The 20,590-nt window shown below is 59.4% G+C and carries 16 protein-coding genes, 3 tRNA genes and 1 other RNA gene; 10 read left to right on the top strand and 10 right to left on the bottom strand.

Going from position 1 to position 20,590, the window contains the following annotated elements:
* Positions 1–89 precede the first annotated feature (89 nt).
* Positions 90–2,468, top strand: coding sequence for a phosphoenolpyruvate synthase (gene ppsA / locus CRO23_RS13205; RefSeq protein ID WP_028128172.1), 2,379 nt, complete (start codon positions 90–92; stop codon positions 2,466–2,468).
* A gap of 109 nt (positions 2,469–2,577) precedes the next feature.
* Here the strand turns inward: ppsA and rprA are convergent.
* An RNA gene (gene rprA, locus CRO23_RS13200) (antisense sRNA RprA) lies at positions 2,578–2,687 on the bottom strand.
* A 258-nt stretch (positions 2,688–2,945) separates the two neighbouring features.
* Entirely contained in the window at positions 2,946–4,046 is a 1,101-nt protein-coding gene (gene ydiK / locus CRO23_RS13195; protein ID WP_049191420.1) for an AI-2E family transporter YdiK, read from the bottom strand.
* A gap of 245 nt (positions 4,047–4,291) precedes the next feature.
* Between ydiK and ydiJ the strand changes: the two genes are divergently transcribed.
* Both ydiJ and menI read left to right on the top strand, forming a co-directional pair.
* Entirely contained in the window at positions 4,292–7,348 is a 3,057-nt protein-coding gene (gene ydiJ, locus CRO23_RS13190) for a D-2-hydroxyglutarate dehydrogenase YdiJ (RefSeq protein WP_097102154.1), read from the top strand.
* Complete coding sequence (menI, locus tag CRO23_RS13185) at positions 7,345–7,761, top strand: 1,4-dihydroxy-2-naphthoyl-CoA hydrolase (protein WP_016927938.1); 417 nt, start codon at positions 7,345–7,347, stop codon at positions 7,759–7,761. The genes ydiJ and menI overlap by 4 nt, the downstream gene beginning before the upstream one ends.
* A gap of 45 nt (positions 7,762–7,806) precedes the next feature.
* Here the strand turns inward: menI and CRO23_RS13180 are convergent, their stop codons facing one another.
* Complete coding sequence (locus CRO23_RS13180; protein WP_004931369.1) at positions 7,807–8,211, bottom strand: hypothetical protein; 405 nt, start codon at positions 8,209–8,211, stop codon at positions 7,807–7,809.
* Positions 8,212–8,737: 526 nt separating this feature from the next.
* On the opposite strand from CRO23_RS13180, the gene sufA reads away from it, so the two are divergent.
* The 7 genes from sufA (at position 8,738) to CRO23_RS13145 (ending at position 15,656) form a co-directional block, all read left to right on the top strand.
* On the top strand, positions 8,738–9,109 hold the full coding sequence (sufA, locus tag CRO23_RS13175; RefSeq protein WP_004931368.1) for a Fe-S cluster assembly scaffold SufA: 372 nt from the start codon (positions 8,738–8,740) through the stop codon (positions 9,107–9,109).
* A 14-nt stretch (positions 9,110–9,123) separates the two neighbouring features.
* The gene (sufB, locus tag CRO23_RS13170; RefSeq protein WP_025302644.1) at positions 9,124–10,620 is read left to right on the top strand and encodes a Fe-S cluster assembly protein SufB; all 1,497 of its coding nucleotides are present in this window, start codon (positions 9,124–9,126) and stop codon (positions 10,618–10,620) included.
* Between the two features lie 43 nt (positions 10,621–10,663).
* Complete coding sequence (gene sufC, locus CRO23_RS13165; RefSeq protein WP_016927936.1) at positions 10,664–11,410, top strand: Fe-S cluster assembly ATPase SufC; 747 nt, start codon at positions 10,664–10,666, stop codon at positions 11,408–11,410.
* On the top strand, positions 11,385–12,671 hold the full coding sequence (sufD, locus tag CRO23_RS13160; protein WP_004931361.1) for a Fe-S cluster assembly protein SufD: 1,287 nt from the start codon (positions 11,385–11,387) through the stop codon (positions 12,669–12,671). The genes sufC and sufD overlap by 26 nt, the downstream gene beginning before the upstream one ends.
* Positions 12,668–13,894 (top strand): cysteine desulfurase SufS, encoded by a 1,227-nt coding sequence (gene sufS, locus CRO23_RS13155; protein ID WP_016927935.1) that lies wholly within the window; start codon positions 12,668–12,670, stop codon positions 13,892–13,894. Before sufD ends, sufS begins: the two co-directional genes overlap by 4 nt.
* 35 nt (positions 13,895–13,929) lie before the next feature.
* Positions 13,930–14,346, top strand: coding sequence for a cysteine desulfuration protein SufE (gene sufE, locus CRO23_RS13150; protein WP_004931358.1), 417 nt, complete (start codon positions 13,930–13,932; stop codon positions 14,344–14,346).
* A 296-nt stretch (positions 14,347–14,642) separates the two neighbouring features.
* Entirely contained in the window at positions 14,643–15,656 is a 1,014-nt protein-coding gene (locus tag CRO23_RS13145) for a L,D-transpeptidase family protein (protein ID WP_004931356.1), read from the top strand.
* Between the two features lie 147 nt (positions 15,657–15,803).
* Here CRO23_RS13145 and CRO23_RS13140 read toward each other — a convergent pair whose 3' ends face one another.
* The 7 genes from CRO23_RS13140 to CRO23_RS13110 form a co-directional block, all read right to left on the bottom strand.
* Positions 15,804–16,040, bottom strand: a complete 237-nt coding sequence (locus CRO23_RS13140) for a major outer membrane lipoprotein (protein WP_004931354.1) — start codon at positions 16,038–16,040, stop codon at positions 15,804–15,806.
* A 308-nt stretch (positions 16,041–16,348) separates the two neighbouring features.
* Positions 16,349–17,761: a pyruvate kinase PykF gene (gene pykF, locus CRO23_RS13135; protein ID WP_016927933.1), complete on the bottom strand. Its 1,413-nt coding sequence runs from the start codon at positions 17,759–17,761 to the stop codon at positions 16,349–16,351.
* Positions 17,762–18,154: 393 nt separating this feature from the next.
* The gene (locus tag CRO23_RS13130) at positions 18,155–18,460 is read right to left on the bottom strand and encodes a hypothetical protein (RefSeq protein ID WP_016927932.1); all 306 of its coding nucleotides are present in this window, start codon (positions 18,458–18,460) and stop codon (positions 18,155–18,157) included.
* A gap of 121 nt (positions 18,461–18,581) precedes the next feature.
* Positions 18,582–18,658, bottom strand: a tRNA-Val gene (locus CRO23_RS13125).
* Between the two features lie 20 nt (positions 18,659–18,678).
* A tRNA-Val gene (locus CRO23_RS13120) sits at positions 18,679–18,755 on the bottom strand.
* Positions 18,756–18,775: 20 nt separating this feature from the next.
* Positions 18,776–18,852 (bottom strand) — tRNA-Val (locus CRO23_RS13115).
* Between the two features lie 181 nt (positions 18,853–19,033).
* A complete protein-coding gene (locus CRO23_RS13110; protein ID WP_028128174.1) occupies positions 19,034–20,410 on the bottom strand; it encodes an MATE family efflux transporter in 1,377 nt (458 codons plus the stop codon).
* Between the last annotated feature and the right edge of the window lie 180 nt (positions 20,411–20,590).

Below are 20,590 nucleotides of genomic sequence, written 5' to 3'. Positions count from 1 at the left end.
TAGTCTGATTCGGCTCCGTGTTAGCGGCGCCGTAAAGCAAGCGAATTAAATCCGTCTTTACCCTACTGATAGCAATAAGGATTGTCTCGATGTCCAACAATGGCCCAGACTTGCGTAATGTGCTTTGGTACAACCAGCTTGGCATGCACGACGTTGACCGTGTCGGCGGCAAAAATGCCTCCCTCGGTGAAATGATCACCAATCTTTCCGATTTGGGCGTGGCCGTGCCTAACGGTTTTGCCACCACCGCACAGGCGTTTAACGATTTCCTCGAACAAAGCGGTGTTAACCAGCGCATCTATCAGCTACTGGATCAGACCGACGTTGACGACGTTGCCCAACTGGCCAAGGCCGGCGCCCAGATCCGCCAATGGGTGATCGACACGCCGTTCCACGCCGAGTTCGAGCGTGAAATTCATCAGGCTTACCAACAGCTCGCCGACGGCGAACCGGAAGCTTCCTTTGCGGTACGCTCTTCCGCCACGGCGGAAGACATGCCGGATGCCTCCTTCGCCGGCCAGCAGGAAACCTTCCTCAACGTGCAGGGCATCGACGCCGTAATGGTGGCGATCAAGCACGTGTTCGCGTCGCTGTTCAACGACCGCGCCATCTCTTATCGCGTGCACCAGGGCTACGATCACCGCGGCGTGGCGCTGTCGGCCGGCGTACAGCGCATGGTGCGCTCGGATCTGGCCTCCTCGGGCGTCATGTTCACCATCGACACCGAGTCCGGCTTTGATCAGGTGGTATTCATCACCTCCGCTTTCGGCTTGGGTGAAATGGTGGTGCAGGGCGCGGTGAACCCGGATGAGTTCTACGTGCACAAACCGACGCTGCAAAACGGCAAGCCGGCGATCGTGCGCCGCAACCTGGGTTCGAAAAAGATCCGCATGGTATACGCGCCGTCGCAGGATCACGGCAAACAGGTGCGCATTGAAGACGTGCCGGAAGCGCAGCGCAGCCGTTTCTCGCTGACGGATGACGAAGTGCAGGCGCTGGCGCAGCAGGCGATCCTGATCGAAAAACATTACGGCCGCCCGATGGATATCGAGTGGGCGAAAGACGGCCATACCGGCAAGCTGCTGATCGTGCAGGCACGCCCGGAGACCGTACGCTCCAACGAACAAACCATGGAGCGCTACCAGCTGAACGGCACCAGTCCGGTGTTGGTGGAAGGCCGCGCCATCGGTCACCGCATCGGCGCCGGTCCGGTGAAAGTGATCCACGACATCAGCGAAATGGATCGCATCCAGCCGGGCGACGTGCTGGTCACCGACATGACCGACCCAGACTGGGAACCGATCATGAAGAAAGCCGCCGCGATCGTCACCAACCGCGGCGGGCGCACCTGTCACGCGGCGATCATCGCCCGTGAGCTGGGCATCCCGGCGGTGGTGGGCTGCGGCCACGCCACCGACGTGCTGAAAGACGGCCAGAAAGTCACCGTATCCTGTGCGGAAGGCGACACCGGCTTCGTTTACAGCGACATGCTGGATTTCAGCGTGCAGAGCTCTGAAGTGACCGAGCTGCCGGATCTGCCGCTGAAGATCATGATGAACGTCGGCAACCCGGATCGCGCTTTCGACTTTGCGCGTTTGCCGAATGAAGGCGTGGGCCTGGCGCGGCTGGAATTTATCATCAACCGCATGATTGGCGTGCACCCGCGCGCGCTGCTGGAGTTCGATCAGCAGACGCCGGCGCTGCAAAACGAAATTCGCGCGTTGATGCAGGGTTACGACCACCCGGTCGAGTTCTACGTTGGCCGCCTGACAGAAGGGATCGCGACGCTGGGCGCCGCCTTCTGGCCGAAGCGTGTGATCGTGCGGCTGTCCGACTTCAAATCCAACGAGTACGCCAACTTGGTGGGCGGCGATAAGTATGAACCGCACGAAGAGAACCCGATGCTGGGCTTCCGCGGCGCCGGCCGTTACGTGGCCGACAGCTTCCGCGATTGCTTCGCGCTGGAGTGCGAGGCGGTGAAACGCGTACGTAACGACATGGGGCTGACCAACGTCGAAATCATGGTGCCGTTCGTGCGCACCGTGGCGCAGGCGGAAGCGGTGGTGGCCGAGTTGGCGCGTCAGGGGCTGAAGCGCGGCGAAAACGGGCTGAAAGTGATCATGATGTGCGAGATCCCGTCCAATGCGCTGTTGGCGGATCAGTTCCTCGAGCACTTCGACGGCTTCTCCATCGGCTCCAACGACATGACTCAGCTGGCGCTGGGGCTGGATCGCGATTCCGGCGTGGTGTCGGAACTGTTCGACGAGCGCAACGAGGCGGTGAAAGCGCTGCTGTCGATGGCGATTCAGGCGGCCAAGCGCCACGGCAAATACGTCGGCATCTGCGGCCAGGGTCCGTCTGACCATGAAGACTTCGCCGAGTGGCTGATGGAGCAGGGCATCGACAGCCTGTCGCTCAACCCGGACACTGTGGTGCAGACCTGGATCAATTTGTCGAAAAAGAAATAATGTCTCGGCCTCGCTGAGGCATTAACGTCAGGCCGCAGTTAACGCTGCGGCCTTTTTATTTCTGAATGTAAATAACGGCGCGTAAAATAATCAATTCGACGAAAAAAGAATAAAAAAAAGCCCACCGTAGGAGATGGGCAAAGACTACACACAGCAATTCACATGTATGGCATTACATTGTTCAGAAAGGTTGCTTTAAAATCAGTGATTTGAAGCAATAGATGGCCATAATACTAGATTTTTGAACGCGACTAGTCATTAAGAATCATCCTAATCGATAGCGGCATCACATTTTATTTGCGGTAGTTATCTCTTTTTTCCGTTTGCAACAAACAGGGATTTACATTGCACCTTTCATTCGCCGTACTGAAATCAATATAGGGCGGCATTATATTGGGCGGAGATATTACTCGAATGGGGTAGGAATAATGACAGGCGTGAAAAGTTCCGCCCGACGATGCGGGCGGAAGGGGGGAATTAGCGTTTTTCCAGATCTTCGATGACTTGCTCCGGTGCGGAGGTCGGCTCCGGCGCTTCATCCATCCAGGCGGTCAACAGGCGATAAGATACGGCCAACACCACCGGGCCGATGAACAGGCCAATCATGCCGAAGGCCAGCAAACCGCCGATAACGCCGGACAGGATCAGCAGCAGCGGCAGGTCTGCGCCCATGCGGATCAGCACCGGGCGCAGCACGTTATCCAGCGTGGCCACCACGCAGCTCCAGACCAGCAGCACGGTGCCCCAGGTGGTGTCGCCGTGCCAGTACAGCCAGATGATGGCCGGCACCAGCACCAACAGCGGCCCCAATTGCGCCACGCAGCAGATAAAGATCAGCATCGTCAGCAGAGTGGCGGCAGGAATGCCGCTTACTGCCAGACCGATGCCGCCCAGCACCGACTGCACCAACGCCGTCACCACCACGCCCAGCGCGACGGCGCGGATCGCCTGGCCGCCCAGCAGCACCGCCGCATCGCCGCGTTTGGAACCGAGGCGCACCGCAAAGTGACGGATACCCAGCGCCACCTGCTCGCCGCGCGCATACAACAAGGCGCTGAACAGCAGCATCAGCGCGCAGTGCAGCAGCAGACGACCGATATGCGCCGCCTGCGCCACGAACCAGGTGGCGGTTTGGCCGAAGTACGGCTGCACCTTCGCCAGCAGCGCAGCGCCGCCGGCGTTAACCAATGTGTGGTAGCTGGTATAGAGCCTGTCGCCGATCATCGGCACGGACTGCAGCCAGGCGAGATCGGGAATGTGCAGCTTGCCGGGCGAACTGGCCCAGGCGATCAGCGGTGCGCTGTTATCCACCACGCTGCTGATCAGCAGGGAAATAGGCAGAATGAACAGCAGGATCAGCAGCAGGGTCATGACCAACACCGCCAGCGAGCGGCGGCCCCACAGCAGCTTTTGCAGTTTGAGCAGCAACGGCCAGGTGGCGATCACCACCATACCCGCCCAGGCGAAGCCGAGAATAAACGGTTGGATCACCCAAAAACAGGCAACGATCATGATGGCGATAAACAGCACGCCGAAAATAATTCGCGGTAAGTCGTAACGCGATTGCGGGAGTGGCATCAGTGGGTTCTCATCCTGGTCAATTAAATCCCTGGCACCGGCGAATCGGGGTGCCTGTCGGTCGGTTTATCACCGCCGGGCGGCCGCCTGTGGCGGCGCTCGCAGGGCGGTAATAATGTGAATGCCTTCACTAAACGAGTATGTTAGTTTTTAGTGTCACTAAAAAATAGGGTGGGTCTGAATTAAAGGCCCGATTCAGCGTACATCAGCGCATAAAAAATAGACGGACAGGGTCAAAAAAGCGAATGATCCCACAGATTTCTCAGGCGCCCGGCCTCGTTCAACGGGTGCTCGACTTTTTGGAAGCACTGAAGCTAAACGGATTCAACGGCGATACCGCCACCAGCTATGCCGACCGGCTGACGATGGCCACCGACAACAGTATCTATCAGCTGCTGCCCGATGCGGTGGTGTTCCCCCGTTCCACCGCCGATGTGGCGCTGATCGCCCGTCTGGCCGGAGAAGAGCGCTTCAATACGCTGACCTTCAGCCCGCGCGGCGGCGGCACCGGCACCAACGGCCAGTCGCTCAATACCGGCATCGTGGTCGATATGTCGCGCCACATGAACCGCATTCTGGAGATCAACGTCGAACAAGGCTGGGTGAAAGTCGAAGCCGGCGTGATCAAGGATCAGCTGAATCAATACCTGCGGCCGTTCGGCTACTTCTTCTCGCCGGAACTGTCCACCAGCAACCGCGCCACGCTGGGGGGCATGATCAACACCGATGCTTCCGGCCAGGGCTCGCTGGTGTACGGCAAAACCTCCGATCACGTGTTGGGCCTGCGGGCGGTGCTGCTGGGCGGCGAGATGATCGATACCCGCGCCATGCCGACAGCGCTGGCGGAAACGATTGCTCAGGAAGAGACCGCCGAAGGGCGCATCTACCGCACGGTGCTCAACCGCTGCCGCGAGCAGCGCGCGCTGATCCTGGAGAAATTCCCCAAGCTCAACCGCTTCCTCACCGGTTACGATCTGCGCCACGTGCTGAGCGACGATCTGCAGACCTTCGATTTGACGCGCATTCTGACCGGCGCCGAGGGCACGCTGGCGTTTATCACCGAGGCGCGGCTGGACATCACGCCGCTGCCGAAAGTGCGCCGCCTGGTCAACGTGAAGTACGACTCCTTTGACTCTGCGCTGCGCAATGCGCCCTTTATGGTCGAGGCCAAGGCGCTGTCGGTGGAAACCATCGATTCCAAGGTGCTGAACCTGGCGCGTGAAGACATTGTTTGGCACTCGGTGAACGAACTGATCGCCGACGTGCCGGATAAAGAGATGCTCGGGCTGAACATCGTCGAGTTCGCCGGCGACGATCGGGCGCTGATCGACGGCCAGATGGAAGCCCTGTGCCAACGGCTGGACGAATTGATCGCGCAGCGGCAGGGCGGCGTGATCGGCTACCAGATCTGCGGCGATCTGGCTGGCATCGAGCGCATTTACAACATGCGCAAGAAGGCGGTCGGGCTGCTGGGCAACGCCAAAGGGCGTGCCAAGCCGATTCCGTTCGCCGAGGACACCTGTGTGCCGCCGCAACATCTGGCGGACTATATCGTCGAATTTCGGCAACTGCTCGATGACCACAATCTGAGCTATGGCATGTTTGGCCACGTCGACGCCGGGGTGCTGCACGTGCGCCCGGCGCTTGACATGTGCGACCCGCAGCAGGAAGTGCTGATGAAGCAGATCTCCGATCGGGTGGTGGCGCTGACCGCCAAATACGGCGGCCTGCTGTGGGGAGAGCACGGCAAGGGGTTCCGCGCGGAATACAGCCCTGAATTCTTCGGGGAAACGCTGTATGAAGAGCTGCGCCGCATCAAGGCGGCGTTCGATCCGGATAATCGCCTGAACCCAGGCAAGATCTGTTCGCCGCTGGCGGTCGATGCGCCGATGATGCAGGTTGACGCGGTCAAACGCGGCACCTTCGATCGCCAGATCCCGGTCGAGGTGCGCACCTCGTTCCGCGGCGCACTGGAGTGTAACGGCAACGGCCTGTGCTTCAACTTCGACGTGCGCAGCCCGATGTGCCCGTCGATGAAGATCAGCGGCAACCGCATTCATTCGCCGAAAGGGCGGGCGACGCTGGTGCGCGAGTGGCTGCGTCTGTTGGCCGAGCAAGGCGTCGATCCGTTGGCGCTGGAGAAACAGCTGCCGCAGCAGCGCCTCAGCTTGCGCGGTCTAATCGAGAAAACCCGCAACAGCTGGCATGCCGGCAAGGGCGAGTACGACTTTTCGCACGAAGTGAAAGAGGCGATGTCTGGCTGTCTGGCCTGCAAGGCCTGTTCCACCCAGTGCCCGATCAAAATTGACGTGCCGGGGTTCCGTTCGCGCTTCCTGCAGCTCTACCACACCCGCTATCTGCGCCCGGTGAGTGACTACATGGTCGCCGGCGTAGAGAGCTATACCCCATTGATGGCCCGCGCGCCGAAGGTGTTCAACTTCTTCTTCCGCCAGCCGTGGCTGCGAGAGATGAGCCGCAACGCCATCGGCATGGTCGATCTGCCGCTGTTGTCCAGCCCGACGCTGCGTCAGCAGCTGTCCGGCCACCGCGCGACCACGCTGACGCTGGAGCAGCTGGAAGGGCTGAGCGCCGAGCAGCGGGCAGAACACGTGTTGATCGTCCAGGATCCGTTCACCAGCTATTACGACGCCAAAGTGGTGGCGGACTTTGTCCGGCTGGTGGAGAAGCTCGGTTATAAACCGGTGCTGCTGCCGTTCTCGCCGAACGGCAAGGCGCAGCATGTGAAAGGTTTCCTGACGCGGTTTGCCCGCACCGCGCGCAAAACCGCCGATTTTCTCAACCGCGTGGCGCAGCTCGGCATGCCGCTGGTGGGCGTCGATCCGGCGCTGGTGCTGTGTTACCGCGACGAATACCGCGAGATCCTCGGCGCCGAGCGCGGCGATTTCCAGGTGCAGCTGGTGCATGAATGGCTGCAGCAGCGGATCGCGGATCGCGCCGAACAGCCGGCGACCGGCGAGCCGTGGTATCTGTTCGGCCACTGCACCGAAACCACCGCGCTGCCGGCCAGCGGCCAACAATGGGCGGCGATCTTCGCCCGCTTCGGCGCCAAACTGGAGAACGTCAGCGTCGGCTGCTGCGGCATGGCGGGCACTTACGGCCATGAAGCCAAGAACCTGCAAAACTCGCTCGGCATTTATGAGCTATCATGGCATCCGACGCTACAGCGTTTGCCGCGGCAGCGCTGCCTGGCGACCGGCTATTCCTGCCGCAGCCAGGTGAAACGCATCGAGGGCAATGGCGTGCGCCACCCATTACAGGCACTTCTGGAGATGATTGAGTGAAATTGTGGAAACGTGAAACGTCGCTGGAGCAGCTGAACCGCGCCGGTGACGGCTGCATGGTCAGCCATGTGGGCATCGAGTTTACCCAGCTGGGCGAGGATTTCCTCGAGGCCACCATGCCGGTCGATGGCCGCACCCGGCAGCCGTTCGGGCTGTTGCACGGCGGGGCGTCGGTGGTGCTGGCGGAATCGATGGGATCGATGGCCGGTTACCTGTGCAGTGAGGGCGAGCAGAAAGTGGTGGGGCTGGAGATCAACGCCAACCACCTGCGCGCGGTGTTCGATGGCCAGGTGCGCGGGGTGTGCCGCGCGCTGCACGTTGGCCGCCGTCATCAAGTATGGCAAATCGAGATCTTCGACGCGCGCGATCGGCTGTGCTGCACTTCGCGTCTGACCACGGCGGTCATCGACTGATCCCCGCCGGTTTCCGCAGGCGCTCGGCCTGCGGAGCCTTTCGCTTTACAGTTGAAACGGCACGCGTTTGACGAAGTCCTTCTGAAACGCGTTCGCCTTCTCCCAGGTGCCTTCCATTGCGTATTTTTGGCAGATCAGCGTCAGCGTATGGCGCGCGAAGTGGTAACTTTGCACCCGAAACAGCTGGCAACGCTGCGGATTGTTGATCTCGACGATCAGCCGGTTGTGCAGCTTGCTGAGCGCGTGCAGGTAGCTGTCGTCGTCACCGTTCTCCAGACACAGATTGGCCATGGTAAGGCTGACGCTGTTGTACCGCTTCAGGTGGTCGATATTGCATTCCGGGCGCCGTAGCGCCGCTTCGGCCATGTAAAAGTCCACCGTGGCGTCGCGCACGCTGAATTTGTAGTCATCAATCTTGCCCAGCAACCATGCGTTGATCGAAAGAGTCATTGGCTTCGCGCTCAAATTACAATTGAATGATAATCATTATCATATAAACTGCCGCGTTGCCGATCAATCCCCGGCGTGGCGTTTTTTCATTGCGTGAGGTGTAAAAGGCTGCCGACGACCCAACTTGAGCCTGAGCGACTAAACTTTAACCTGAGGGTGCGCGCTTGCGCTGCGCCACGAAATGCCGATAAACGCACATTTACGACAGACAGAATGCAGAAATAGGTATTTTCTATGAATGTTTAGATCGGCAATGCACCGCGGCGCTGTAACGCTGACGGGCCACCGGGGAGTGCGGTACGGTGATGCAGGATAAAGAACAAATTCATAGGGATAGCATGTACACCTTGCCGCCAGACGCCGCAAGCCGCCACGGATGTCCCGCTGGCTTGCCGCACGCCGCAGCGAAAAACCGCGCTCGCGGCGGATACCCCCGCAAAACAAACGGTTGAAGTGATAATCGTTATCACTAACATATAAGCAACCCAGATTGGCTGTGGCCAAACACGAGTGTGAGGTAGACCCTATGCAAACGGAAAATGTCGGCACTTTTTCTCTGGATGAAAATGTCTGGCAAGGCATTTCGCTCAGCGACAGCGCCGTACGACAAATAACCAAACTGATGCAGCAGGATCCGCAGGTGAAAGGGCTGCAGCTAGGGGTGAAACAATCCGGCTGCGCCGGCTTTGCCTATGTGCTGGATCTGACCCGCGAACCCGCCGATGACGATCTGCTGTTTGAGCGCGACGGCGCCAAACTCTACGTGCCGCTGAAGGCCATGCCGTTCATCGATGGCACCACGGTAGATTACGTCCGCGAAGGGCTGAATCAGATATTCAAATTCAACAACCCTAAAGCTCAGCATGCCTGCGGGTGCGGCGAGAGCTTTGGCGTTTGAGCGATGCAATCAACATGACACGAAGCAATGTAGAAATGCCTAATGAAGTGCAGGCTTGGGTCAGCGAAGGTCGCTACAAAGAAGGTTTCTTCACCCAGCTGGCAACCGATGAGTTGGCCAAAGGCATCAACGAAGAGGTGGTGCGCGCCATCTCGGCCAAGCGCAACGAACCCGAGTGGATGCTGGAATTCCGCCTCGAGGCCTACCGCGCCTGGCTGCAGATGGAGGAGCCGCACTGGCTGAAGGCCAATTACGAACGCCTGAACTACCAGGACTACAGTTACTATTCGGCGCCGTCCTGCGGCAGCTGCGACGATGCCTGCGGTTCGCAACCCGGCGCCGAGCAGCAACCGGGCGCGGCGACGGAAAAAGATTACCTGACCAGCGAAGTGGAGCTGGCGTTCAACCAGCTCGGCGTGCCGGTGCGCGAGGGCAGCGAGGTGGCGGTGGACGCCATCTTCGACTCGGTCTCGGTCGCCACCACCTACCGTGAAAAACTGGCGGAGAGCGGGGTGATCTTCTGCTCGTTCGGCGAAGCGATCCAGGAATACCCGGATCTGGTGCGTCAGTACCTGGGGCGCGTAGTGCCGTCCAACGATAACTTCTTCGCTGCGCTGAACGCCGCGGTGGCCTCCGACGGCACCTTCGTCTATGTGCCGAAAGGCGTGCGCTGCCCGATGGAGCTGTCGACCTATTTCCGCATCAATGCCGCCAAAACCGGCCAGTTCGAGCGCACTATCCTGATCGCCGACGAAGGCAGCTACGTCAGCTATATCGAAGGCTGTTCCGCCCCGGTGCGCGACAGCTACCAGCTGCATGCGGCGGTGGTGGAAGTGATCCTGCATAAAGACGCCGAAGTGAAATACTCGACGGTGCAAAACTGGTTCTCCGGCGGCGAGAGCAAGGGCGGTATCCTCAACTTCGTCACCAAGCGCGCGCTGTGCGAAGGCGCCGGTTCGAAAATGTCCTGGACCCAGTCGGAAACCGGCTCGGCCATCACCTGGAAATACCCGAGCGTGATTTTGCAGGGCGATAACTCGATCGGCGAATTCTTCTCGGTGGCGCTGACCAGCGGCCATCAGCAGGCGGATACCGGCACCAAGATGATCCACATCGGCAAAAACACCAAGTCGACCATCATCGCCAAAGGCATCTCCGCCGGCCACAGCGAGAACACCTATCGCGGCCTGGTGAAAATCCTGCCGGGGGCGGAAAACGCCCGTAATTTTACCCAGTGCGACTCGATGCTGATCGGGCCGGACAGCGGCGCCCACACGTTCCCTTACGTTGAAGCGCGCAACAACAGCGCGCAGCTGGAGCACGAAGCCACCACCTCGAAGATCGGCGATGACCAGCTGTTCTACTGCCTGCAGCGCGGCATCAGCGAGGATGACGCCATTTCGATGATCGTCAACGGTTTCTGCAAGGACGTTTTCTCCGAGCTGCCGCTGGAGTTCGCCGTCGAGGCGCAAAAACTTCTGGCCATCAGCCTGGAACACAGCGTGGGTTAATCGCCGCATTTTTAGCGCCGTCGGCGCTATCTGAGGACACAGCATGTTAAGCATCAAGAATTTGAAAGTCAGCGTGGAAGGCAACGAGATCCTCAAGGGATTGGATCTGGAGATCAAACCGGGCGAAGTGCACGCCATCATGGGGCCGAACGGCTCGGGCAAGAGCACGCTGTCCGCCACGTTGGCCGGGCGTGAAGAATATGAAGTGACCGAAGGGGAAGTCACCTTCAAAGGCAAGGATCTGCTGGAGCTGGATCCGGAAGATCGCGCGGGCGAGGGCGTGTTTCTGGCCTTCCAGTACCCGGTGGAGATCCCCGGCGTCAGCAACCACTTCTTCCTGCAGACATCGGTCAACGCGGTGCGCAAATACCGCGAACAGGAGCCACTGGATCGCTTTGACTTCGCCGATTTCATCGAAGAGAAAATCGCGCTGCTGGACATGCCGGCCGATCTGTTGACCCGTTCGGTCAACGTCGGCTTCTCCGGCGGCGAGAAAAAACGCAACGACATTCTGCAGATGGCGGCGCTGGAACCGGATCTGTGCATTCTCGATGAAACCGACTCCGGCCTGGACATCGATGCGCTCAAGATCGTCGCCAACGGCGTCAACTCGCTGCGGGACGGCAAGCGCGCCTTTATCATCGTCACCCACTACCAGCGCATTCTGGACTATATCCAGCCGGATTACGTACACGTACTGTCGCAGGGGCGCATCGTCAAATCCGGTGATTTCTCGCTGGTGAAACAGTTGGAGGAGCAGGGCTATGGCTGGCTTACCGACCAACAGTAATTCAAACGCGCTGCAGCAGCTGTATCGCCTGTTCGAAGGCCGCGGCGGCGAGCGTTCGCCGCATGCGCTGGCGCACTGGCAGCAGGCGCTGCGCCTCGGCTGGCCGACGCGCAAGCATGAAAACTGGAAATACACGCCGCTGGAGAGCCTGCTGGAGCAGCAATTCCTCGAACCGCAGCCCGCCCCGGTGAGCGCAGAGCAGCTCGATGCGCTGGCGCTCGGCATCGATGCCTGTCGGCTGGTGTTTATCGACGGCCGCTACAGCGCCGCGCTGAGCGATGGCGACTTGGGCGATTACCAGTTCGAGTTGACCGCCTATGGCACGCCTCAGGCGTTGCCGGAGCCGATCCAGCCGGAGATTTTTCTGCACCTGACCGAAAGCCTGGCGCAGGAAACCAGCCTGATTCGCTTGCCGGCCGGCAAGATCCCTGCACGCCCGCTGTATCTGCTGCACATCAGCAGCGGACGCGGCGCAGCCGGGGAAGTGAACACCGTGCATCACCGCCATCATCTGGAGATCGGGCGCGGGGCTGAGGCGGAAGTGATCGAACACTACGTCAGCCTGGGCGAGGCCGCACACTTCACCGGCGCGCGCCTGACCGCCAATGTGGCGGACAACGCCGGGCTGTTGCACTGCAAGCTGGCGTTTGAGAGCCAGCCAAGCTACCACTTTGCCCACAACGATCTGGTTATCGGCCGCGACGCGCGGGTGAAAAGCGACAGCTTCCTGCTGGGCGCCGGCCTGACGCGGCACAACACCAGCGCGCAGTTGAACGGCGAAGGCGCGAATCTGGTGATCAACAGCCTGGTGCTGCCGGTGGGCAAAGAGATTTGCGACACCCGCACCTATCTGGAGCACAACAAGGGCTATTGCGAAAGCCGGCAGCTGCATAAAACCGTGGTCAGCGATCGCGGCAAGGCGGTGTTCAACGGCATGATCAAAGTGGCCAAGCACGCGATCAAAACCGACGGCCAGATGACCAACCATAACCTGCTGTTGGGCAAGGTGGCAGAAGTGGATACCAAGCCGCAGCTGGAGATCTACGCAGACGACGTCAAGTGCAGCCACGGCGCCACCGTGGGGCGCATCGATGAAGAGCAGCTGTTCTATCTGCAGTCGCGTGGCATCGACAAGCACGCGGCGCAGCAGATGATCATCTTCGCCTTCGCCGCCGAGCTGACCGAAGGCATCGCCAACGACACCATCCGGGAACGGGTGCTGGCTCGCATCGCCCAGCGCCTGCCGGGGGAGGCTGCATGAGTTATCCGATTGAACGCGTACGCGGCGATTTCCCGCTGTTGGCGCGTGAGGTGAACGGCCAACCGCTGGCCTATCTCGACAGCGCCGCCAGCGCGCAGAAACCGCAGGCGGTGATCGACCGTGAGCTGGAGTTCTACCGCCACGGTTATGCGGCGGTGCATCGCGGCATCCATACCCTGAGCGCCGAGGCGACTCAGCAGATGGAAGCGGTGCGGGAACAGGCGGCGCGCTTTATCAATGCCGCCTCGGCGGAAGAGATGGTGTTCGTCAAGGGCACCACCGAAGGCATCAACCTGGTGGCCAACAGCTTTGGCCGCCACCTGCTGCAGCCGGGCGATGCGATTCTCATCACCGAGATGGAGCACCACGCCAACATCGTGCCGTGGCAGATACTGGCGCAAGAGCGTGGGTTGCAGCTGCGGGTGTGGCCGCTGCAGCCGGACGGCACACTGGATCTGGCGCGGTTGCCGGAACTGGTCGACGCGTCCTGCAAACTGCTGGCGCTGACCGAGGTCTCCAACGTGCTGGGCACCGTCAACCCGGTGCGCGACATCATCGCCCGCGCCAGAACCCTGGCGCCGGATCTGACGGTGCTGGTGGACGGCGCGCAGGCGGTGATGCACCAGCGCGTCGATGTCCAGGCGCTGGACTGCGATTTCTACGTGTTTTCCGGCCATAAGCTGTATGGCCCTTCCGGCATCGGCATGCTGTATGGCCGCCAGGCGTTGTTGCAGCAGATGCCGCCGTGGGAAGGGGGCGGCTCGATGATCCGGCAGGTCAGCCTGACGGCGGGCACCACCTTCGCCGATCCGCCGTGGCGCTTCGAGGCCGGTTCGCCGAACACCGCCGGCATCATGGGGTTGGGCGCGGCGTTTGATTACGTCGAAGCTTTGAGCCTGAATGCGATCCACGATTATGAACAGTCGCTGATGCATTACGCGCTCGAGGCGCTCAAGCAGGTGCCAACGCTGAAAATCTATGGTCCGGCGCATCGCGCTGGGGTGATCGCCTTTAATTTGGGGGAACACCACGCCTATGACGTCGGCAGCTTCCTCGATCAGTACGGTATCGCCATTCGCACCGGCCATCACTGCGCGATGCCGCTGATGGCGTTTTATCAGGTGCCGAGCATGTGCCGCGCTTCGCTGGCGTTATATAATACCCGCGAAGAGGTGGACCGGCTGGTGGCCGGGCTGCAACGCATTCATCAGCTATTAGGCTAGGCCGGGGCGCGTCCCCGGCGTACAAAAGGATCCCCATGGCGAATTTGCCGGACAAAGATAAATTGGTGCGTAATTTCTCCCGCTGTCTGAACTGGGAGGAGAAATACCTGTACGTGATTGAACTCGGCGCCAAATTGCCGCCGCTGGACGAGGCCGAGCGGCAGGCCGGCAACCTGATCTCCGGCTGTCAGAGCCAGGTGTGGATCGTGATGCGCCGCGATGAGCAGGGGCAGGTCGAGTTTCACGGCGACAGCGACGCGGCGATCGTCAAAGGGCTGCTGGCGGTGGTGTTCATTCTTTATCGTCAATTGACGCCGCAGCAGATCGTCGATCTCGATGTGCGGCCGTTTTTCACCGAGCTGGCGCTCAGCCAACATCTGACGCCTTCGCGCTCACAGGGGCTGGAGGCGATGATCCGCGCCATTCGCAGTAAAGCGGCGCAGCTGGCCTGACCTATAACGCCCTCATCCTCAAGACTCATTGATATCTTCGCTTTGTCAATGAGTCTTTACAATTCACGGTTTTCCCCCGAACAACGCGCCCAATTCAGTGATATTTCAGCAGCTTATCTGTTGACGTTTCGTTGACAATCAATGACGGCGATTACGTTATAACGTGTTGATTTTTAGAGGACTTATTGCCTTTGATACCAGCGTTGCTAGTATTAATCAGGTATTGTCTGATTTACCCACCACCAGGCGCTCGTTAGCCTTGTGGGCGAACCGTCATAAAAAATATAGGGATGATAATGAAACGTGCGTTGAGTTTAATGGGCATGGTCTTCGCCACCGTATTGGCCGGCACGCAGGCCGCCAGTGCGACCGAGTACCCGCTGCCGCCGCCGGACAGCCGTCTGATCGGCGAAAACACCACTTATACCGTGCCAAACGACGGCCGCCCGCTGGAAGCCATCGCCGCTGACTACAAGATCGGTCTGCTGGGCATGCTGGAAGCCAACCCCGGCACTGACCCGTTCCTGCCCAAGCCGGGTACGGTGCTGACCATTCCGACCCAAATGCTGCTGCCTGACACCAAGCGTGAAGGGATCATCGTCAACCTGGCCGAGCTGCGCCTTTATTACTACCCGAAAGGCGAGAACAAAGTGATCGTCTATCCGATCGGCATCGGCCAGACCGGGATGCACACGCCGCTGGAGGTGACCTCCATCAGCCAGAAGATCCCTAATCCGACCTGGACGCCCACCGCCAACATCCGCAAGCGCTATCAATCCCAGGGCGTGACGTTGCCTGCGGTGGTGCCGGCCGGCCCTGAAAACCCGATGGGGCTGTTCGCCCTGCGTCTGGCGATGGGGCGCGGTGAATACCTGATCCACGGCACCAACGCCAACTTCGGTATTGGCATGCGCGTCAGCTCCGGCTGCATTCGTCTGCGTCCGACGGACATCGAGGCGCTGTTCAACATGGTGCCGCGCGGCACGCGGGTGCAAGTGATCAACGATCCGGTGAAGATTTCCGTCGAGCCGGACGGCAAACGCTATGTGGAAGTGCACCAGCCGCTGTCGCGGGTAGAAAGTGATGATCCGCAGACCATGCCGATCGCGTTGTCTAAAGCGGAGAAAGCCTTTGCGGCCGATGGGCAAACCGATCGCGCCGTATTCGATAGCGCGGTTGTACGCCGTTCTGGCATGCCGGTGCTGGTCAACGTAGGGGAGAGCCCGTCGGCGGTGAGTTTGACGCCTGCAGCGGCTCCTGCGGCGAATAAGAGCCCATTCAAGGCAGCGCCAATCAGTTCGGTGAACTAAGTTTGCAGGATTGAGCGGTCGAAGAGGGGTTCAGCGTGCGTGCTGAACCTCTTTTTTTTGCCTGCCGTGCAGGCAACATCCAGTGCTGACGGACAGACAAAAAAAAACGGCGCACAATGTGCGCCGTTTTCAATAACCAAAGCTATCTTACTTTTTGTAAGCGTGAGCTTGGTTGTCCAGACGCTGGTTAGCGCGTGCTGCGTCGTCTTTAGCAGCTTGAACGTCAGAACGCATTGCGTTCACGTCGTTGCTCAGCTGATCAACTTTAGCGTTCAGAGTCTGAACGTCAGAAGACAGTTGATCGATTTTAGCGTTGCTAGAGCAGCCAGCCAGCAGAGTGGAACCCAGGATTACCGCGCCCAGTACCAGTTTAGTACGATTCATTATAACACCCTCTAGATTGAGTTAATCTCCATGTAGCGTTACAAGTATTACACAAACTTTTTTCGAAAGAGAATAATTTTTTAGTGTTGAGGTGCTTTATTTTGATCGTTCGCTCAAACTTGCATCTGGTTTTACAAATTAGTTAAAAAAACGAGGGAAAACAGCCGGCTTCCATGGGACTACTCCGATTCTTTATTAGCTAAATAATGAGCGGATCGCGGTTGCGTTTTGAGAAAAATAGTTTACTGCTGATAAAAAAAACGCCGCAAAGCGGCGTTTTGATCAAGACAATTATGTCACGTTTTATATTACAGCACGTGTACCGAGGCCGTGTTGGTGGTGCCGCTTGGCACCAGCGCGCCGGAAACCATCACCACGACGTCGCCTTTCTGCGCCAGGCCGCTGGCCAGGGCGGCTTCTTTACCGATGCGGTAGAAGTCGTCGGTAGAGGCGATTTCCTTGACCATCTGCGGAATGACGCCTTTGCTCAGCACCAGCTGATGCGCGGTAGTTTCATTGGTGGTCAGCGCCAGGATCACCGCGTTCGGGAAGTATTTACGCACGGATTTCGCCGATTTGCCGCCGCTGGTGGCGACCACGATCAGCGGCGCGTCCAGTTTCTCGGCGGTTTCAACCGCGCCGCGGCACACCGCTTCGGTGATGCGCAGCTTGCGGCGATCGTTCAGGGAGTCGATGCGGCTAGGCATCACGCGATCGGTGCGCTCGCAGATGGTCGCCATGATGTTGACCGCTTCCAGCGGGTATTTGCCCTTGGCGCTCTCGCCGGACAGCATGACGGCATCGGTGCCGTCCAGGATGGCGTTGGCGACGTCGCCGGCTTCCGCGCGGGTAGGACGCGGGTTTTTGATCATGGAATCGAGCATCTGGGTGGCGGTGATGACCACTTTACGCGCGCGGTTGCATTTCTCGATCATCATCTTCTGGGCGAAGATCACTTCTTCTACCGGGATCTCGACGCCCAGATCGCCACGGGCAACCATGATGCCATCGGACGCTTCGAGGATTTCGTCGAAGTTGTTCAGGCCTTCCTGGTTTTCGATCTTGGAGATGATCTGGATCTGCTCGCCGCCGTGGGCTTTCAGGTGCTCGCGGATCTCCAGCACATCGGAGCGTTTGCGGATGAAGGACGCCGCCACGAAGTCGACGCCTTGCTCGCAGCCGAAGATCAGGTCGCGTTTGTCTTTTTCGGCCAGAGCAGGCAGCTGGATGGACACGCCCGGCAGGTTGACGCCCTTGTTCTCGCCCAGGTCGCCGTTGTTCAGCACCTTGCAAATGACTTCGTTCTCGGTCACGTTGGTGACTTCCATGCCGATCAGGCCGTCGTCAACCAGCACGGTGTTGCCGATCTTCAGGTCGGCGGCGAAGCCGGCGTAGGTGACCGCTACGCGATCGCTGTTGCCGATCACGCTCTGGTCGGTGGTGAAGGTGAAGGTTTGGCCGGCGACCAGCGAGGCGTCTTTACCGCCTTCCAGTTTCATGGTGCGAATTTCCGGGCCTTTGGTATCCAGCAGGATGCCGGCGTTGATACCGGTTTTCGCCATCACGGCGCGCATGTTCTTGATGCGGTTGCCGTGCTCTTCATAGTCGCCGTGAGAGAAGTTGAGACGCATCACGTTCATGCCCGCATTAAGCAGGTTGGTCAGCATTTCTTCCGATTCGGTTTTTGGACCGATGGTACAAACAATTTTGGTCTTTTTCATGGCGGAGTTTTCTACAAGTTGTGATGGATAAAAAAACGAATTTGACCGGCGTTGTTTACGCCGATAGGGAATTTGAGCCGTGCCTGGTGGTGAAAAACATAGTTAAGGATAGGTGACGACAGTTGAAGTGGGGCGGAAAAATTCAGCCCGCGCGGGGGCGCGGAGATGCTGCGCAACGGGGTGAGATCACATCGTGTTGTTATTGCGTTTTCGCAGATCAAGGGCTGAAACCATTCAACTGATAGACGTTGCGCATTATAAAGGCTAAGCGGCGGGAAACAAAATAAAAAACCGCGGCGGTGTGGCGGATATGTCAAAACGGGGGCAAATGTGGCGCAAATGCAACGCGTTGCGCACCGCTTGTTGCGCAAATAACCTTGCTGTAAATATGGCTTAGCGCGTTTGCGGGATTTCCAGCAGCACGCCAGCGCTCAGGCAGAAGCAGCCGCTGGCGACGTTGGCCGGCAGGGTTAGGCTCTCGCCGGCACGTACTATCCGGGTGTCGCCGCCGAGGGTGAACTCGAATTCGCCGGATATCACCCGGGTTTGCCGCGCGTGCGCGGGCTTTTGCAGTTGGCCGAAGGCGCCGGCCTCGAAACGCACTTCCGCCGCCGGCGAACCGTCGCTCATCACGCCTTCACGGCGGGCAAGGCCATTGTCGAGCGGTAAAAAGGCGGTTTTGGCGGTGAAGGTGGTCATGTGGCGTTCCTGATGGCTGATGGCGGTAGTTCGGCGCAATCGACATGAAAAATCGAACGGTCGGGCAGAGACGAAACAACGGGAAGTATAACGCGATAGGGGAAGAGATGAATCAGCAATATGGTGCGTCCGAGTGGACTCGAACCACCGACCCCCACCATGTCAAGGTGGTGCTCTAACCAACTGAGCTACGGACGCACTGCGCTGCTTCTGAAATTTGGTGCGTCCGAGTGGACTCGAACCACCGACCCCCACCATGTCAAGGTGGTGCTCTAACCAACTGAGCTACGGACGCACTGTACTGCTTCTGGAATTTGGTGCGTCCGAGTGGACTCGAACCACCGACCCCCACCATGTCAAGGTGGTGCTCTAACCAACTGAGCTACGGACGCATCTTTTCCTGTCTGTCATGGCTGACAGCGGGGACGAATATTAACGAGCTACCTGCGTGCTGGCAAGGGGAAAAGCGCAATTTTATTCGGTATTTCACGCGATTGCTGAGGTTGTGCGCAGTCCGGCGTTTTTTTCCGCAAACCGCGACCCGGCCGGGGAGGAAACCGGCCGGGCGCGGGTTCAGCGCGTGGATCGCTGCAGAATGACGGCGGTCGGCTGTTTCTGCAGCCAGCGCATGCGCAGCGCCATCATGATGGCGGCGAAGGTCAGGCCGATGATAAAGCCGATCCAGAAACCGCTTGGCCCCATCGCCGGCACCACCGCATCGGTTAACGCCAGCAGATAGCCGCTCGGCAGGCCCAACACCCAATAAGCGATAAAGGTGATGAAGAAGATCGCGCGGGTATCTTTATAACCGCGCAGCACGCCGCTGCCGATCACCTGGACCGAATCCGAGATCTGGTACAGCGCCGCCAGCAGCATCAACTGCGAGGCCATCGCCACCACCGCCGGGCTGTCGTTGTACAGCAGGGCGATCGGTTCGCGGAAAGTGGCGGTAAACAGCGCGGTGCAAACGGCCATGGTGATACCGACGCCGATGGCGGAGTAAGCGGCGACGCGCGCGCCTTCGACCGAACCTTCCCCCAGACGATAACCGACGCGGATGGTGGCGCCGACGCCCAGCGACAGCGGCAGCACGAACATCAGCGCGCTGAAGTTAAGCGCGATCTGGTGGCCGGCGACCGCGACGATCCCGAGCGGCGAAACCAACAGCGCCACCACCGCGAACAGCGTGACTTCGAAGAACAGCGCCAGCGCCACCGGCATGCCGATGCCGATCAGGCGCTTCAGCGCCGCCCAGTCCGGGCTGCCGAGATCGCCTGCCTGTCGCTTGATGTCGCGCTGCGACGGCGCGCGCTTCACGTACCAGCGCATCATCAGGAACATGATCCAGTAGACGCTGCCGGTGGCGACGCCGCAGCCGACGCCACCCAACTCCGGCATGCCGAACTTGCCGTAGATAAAGATGTAGTTGATCGGGATATTCACCAGCAGGCCGAGGAAGCCGATCACCATGCCGGGCTTGGTTTTGGACAGCCCTTCACACTGGTTGCGCATCACCTGGAAGAACAGGTAACCCGGCGCCCCCCACATGATGGCGTGTAGATAACCGACGGCTTTATCCGCCAACTGCGGATCGATGTTGTGCATCATGTCGATGACGAACTTGCAGTTATACAGCACGACGATCAACAGCACGGACACGCCGGAGGCCAGCCAGAAGCCCTGACGCACCTGATGGGCGATGCGATCGCGACGGCCGGCGCCGTTGAGCTGGGCGATCACCGGGGTCAGCGCCAGCAGCAGGCCGTGGCCGAACAAAATGGCCGGCAGCCAGATCGAGGTGCCGACCGCCACCGCCGCCATGTCGGTGGCGCTGTAAGCGCCGGCCATGATGGTATCCACCACGCCCATGGCGGTTTGCGATATTTGCGCGATGATGACCGGGATAGCGAGAGCCAATAAACTACGCGCTTCAATTAAGTACTTCTGCACGCATACACCTTTTCTATTTATATATGTGGGAGGGAGGGCTGCCGCGAGAGGACAACAATTAAAATAGCGGAATTTTGTCAAAAAGATTGTACCTGCTCGGCGCCGTTAAGCAAACGCCGCAGATAAAGAGTTATTAAATGCGCAGCCATTCGTTTTTTGCCGCCGCGGATTTGGTTTTCA

The organism is Serratia sp. JKS296, assembly GCF_900215445.1.
GTDB lineage: Bacteria > Pseudomonadota > Gammaproteobacteria > Enterobacterales > Enterobacteriaceae > Serratia > Serratia marcescens.
The sequence above is the reverse complement of the archived record's forward strand: the minus strand, read 5'-3'. Positions and strand labels throughout refer to the sequence as shown.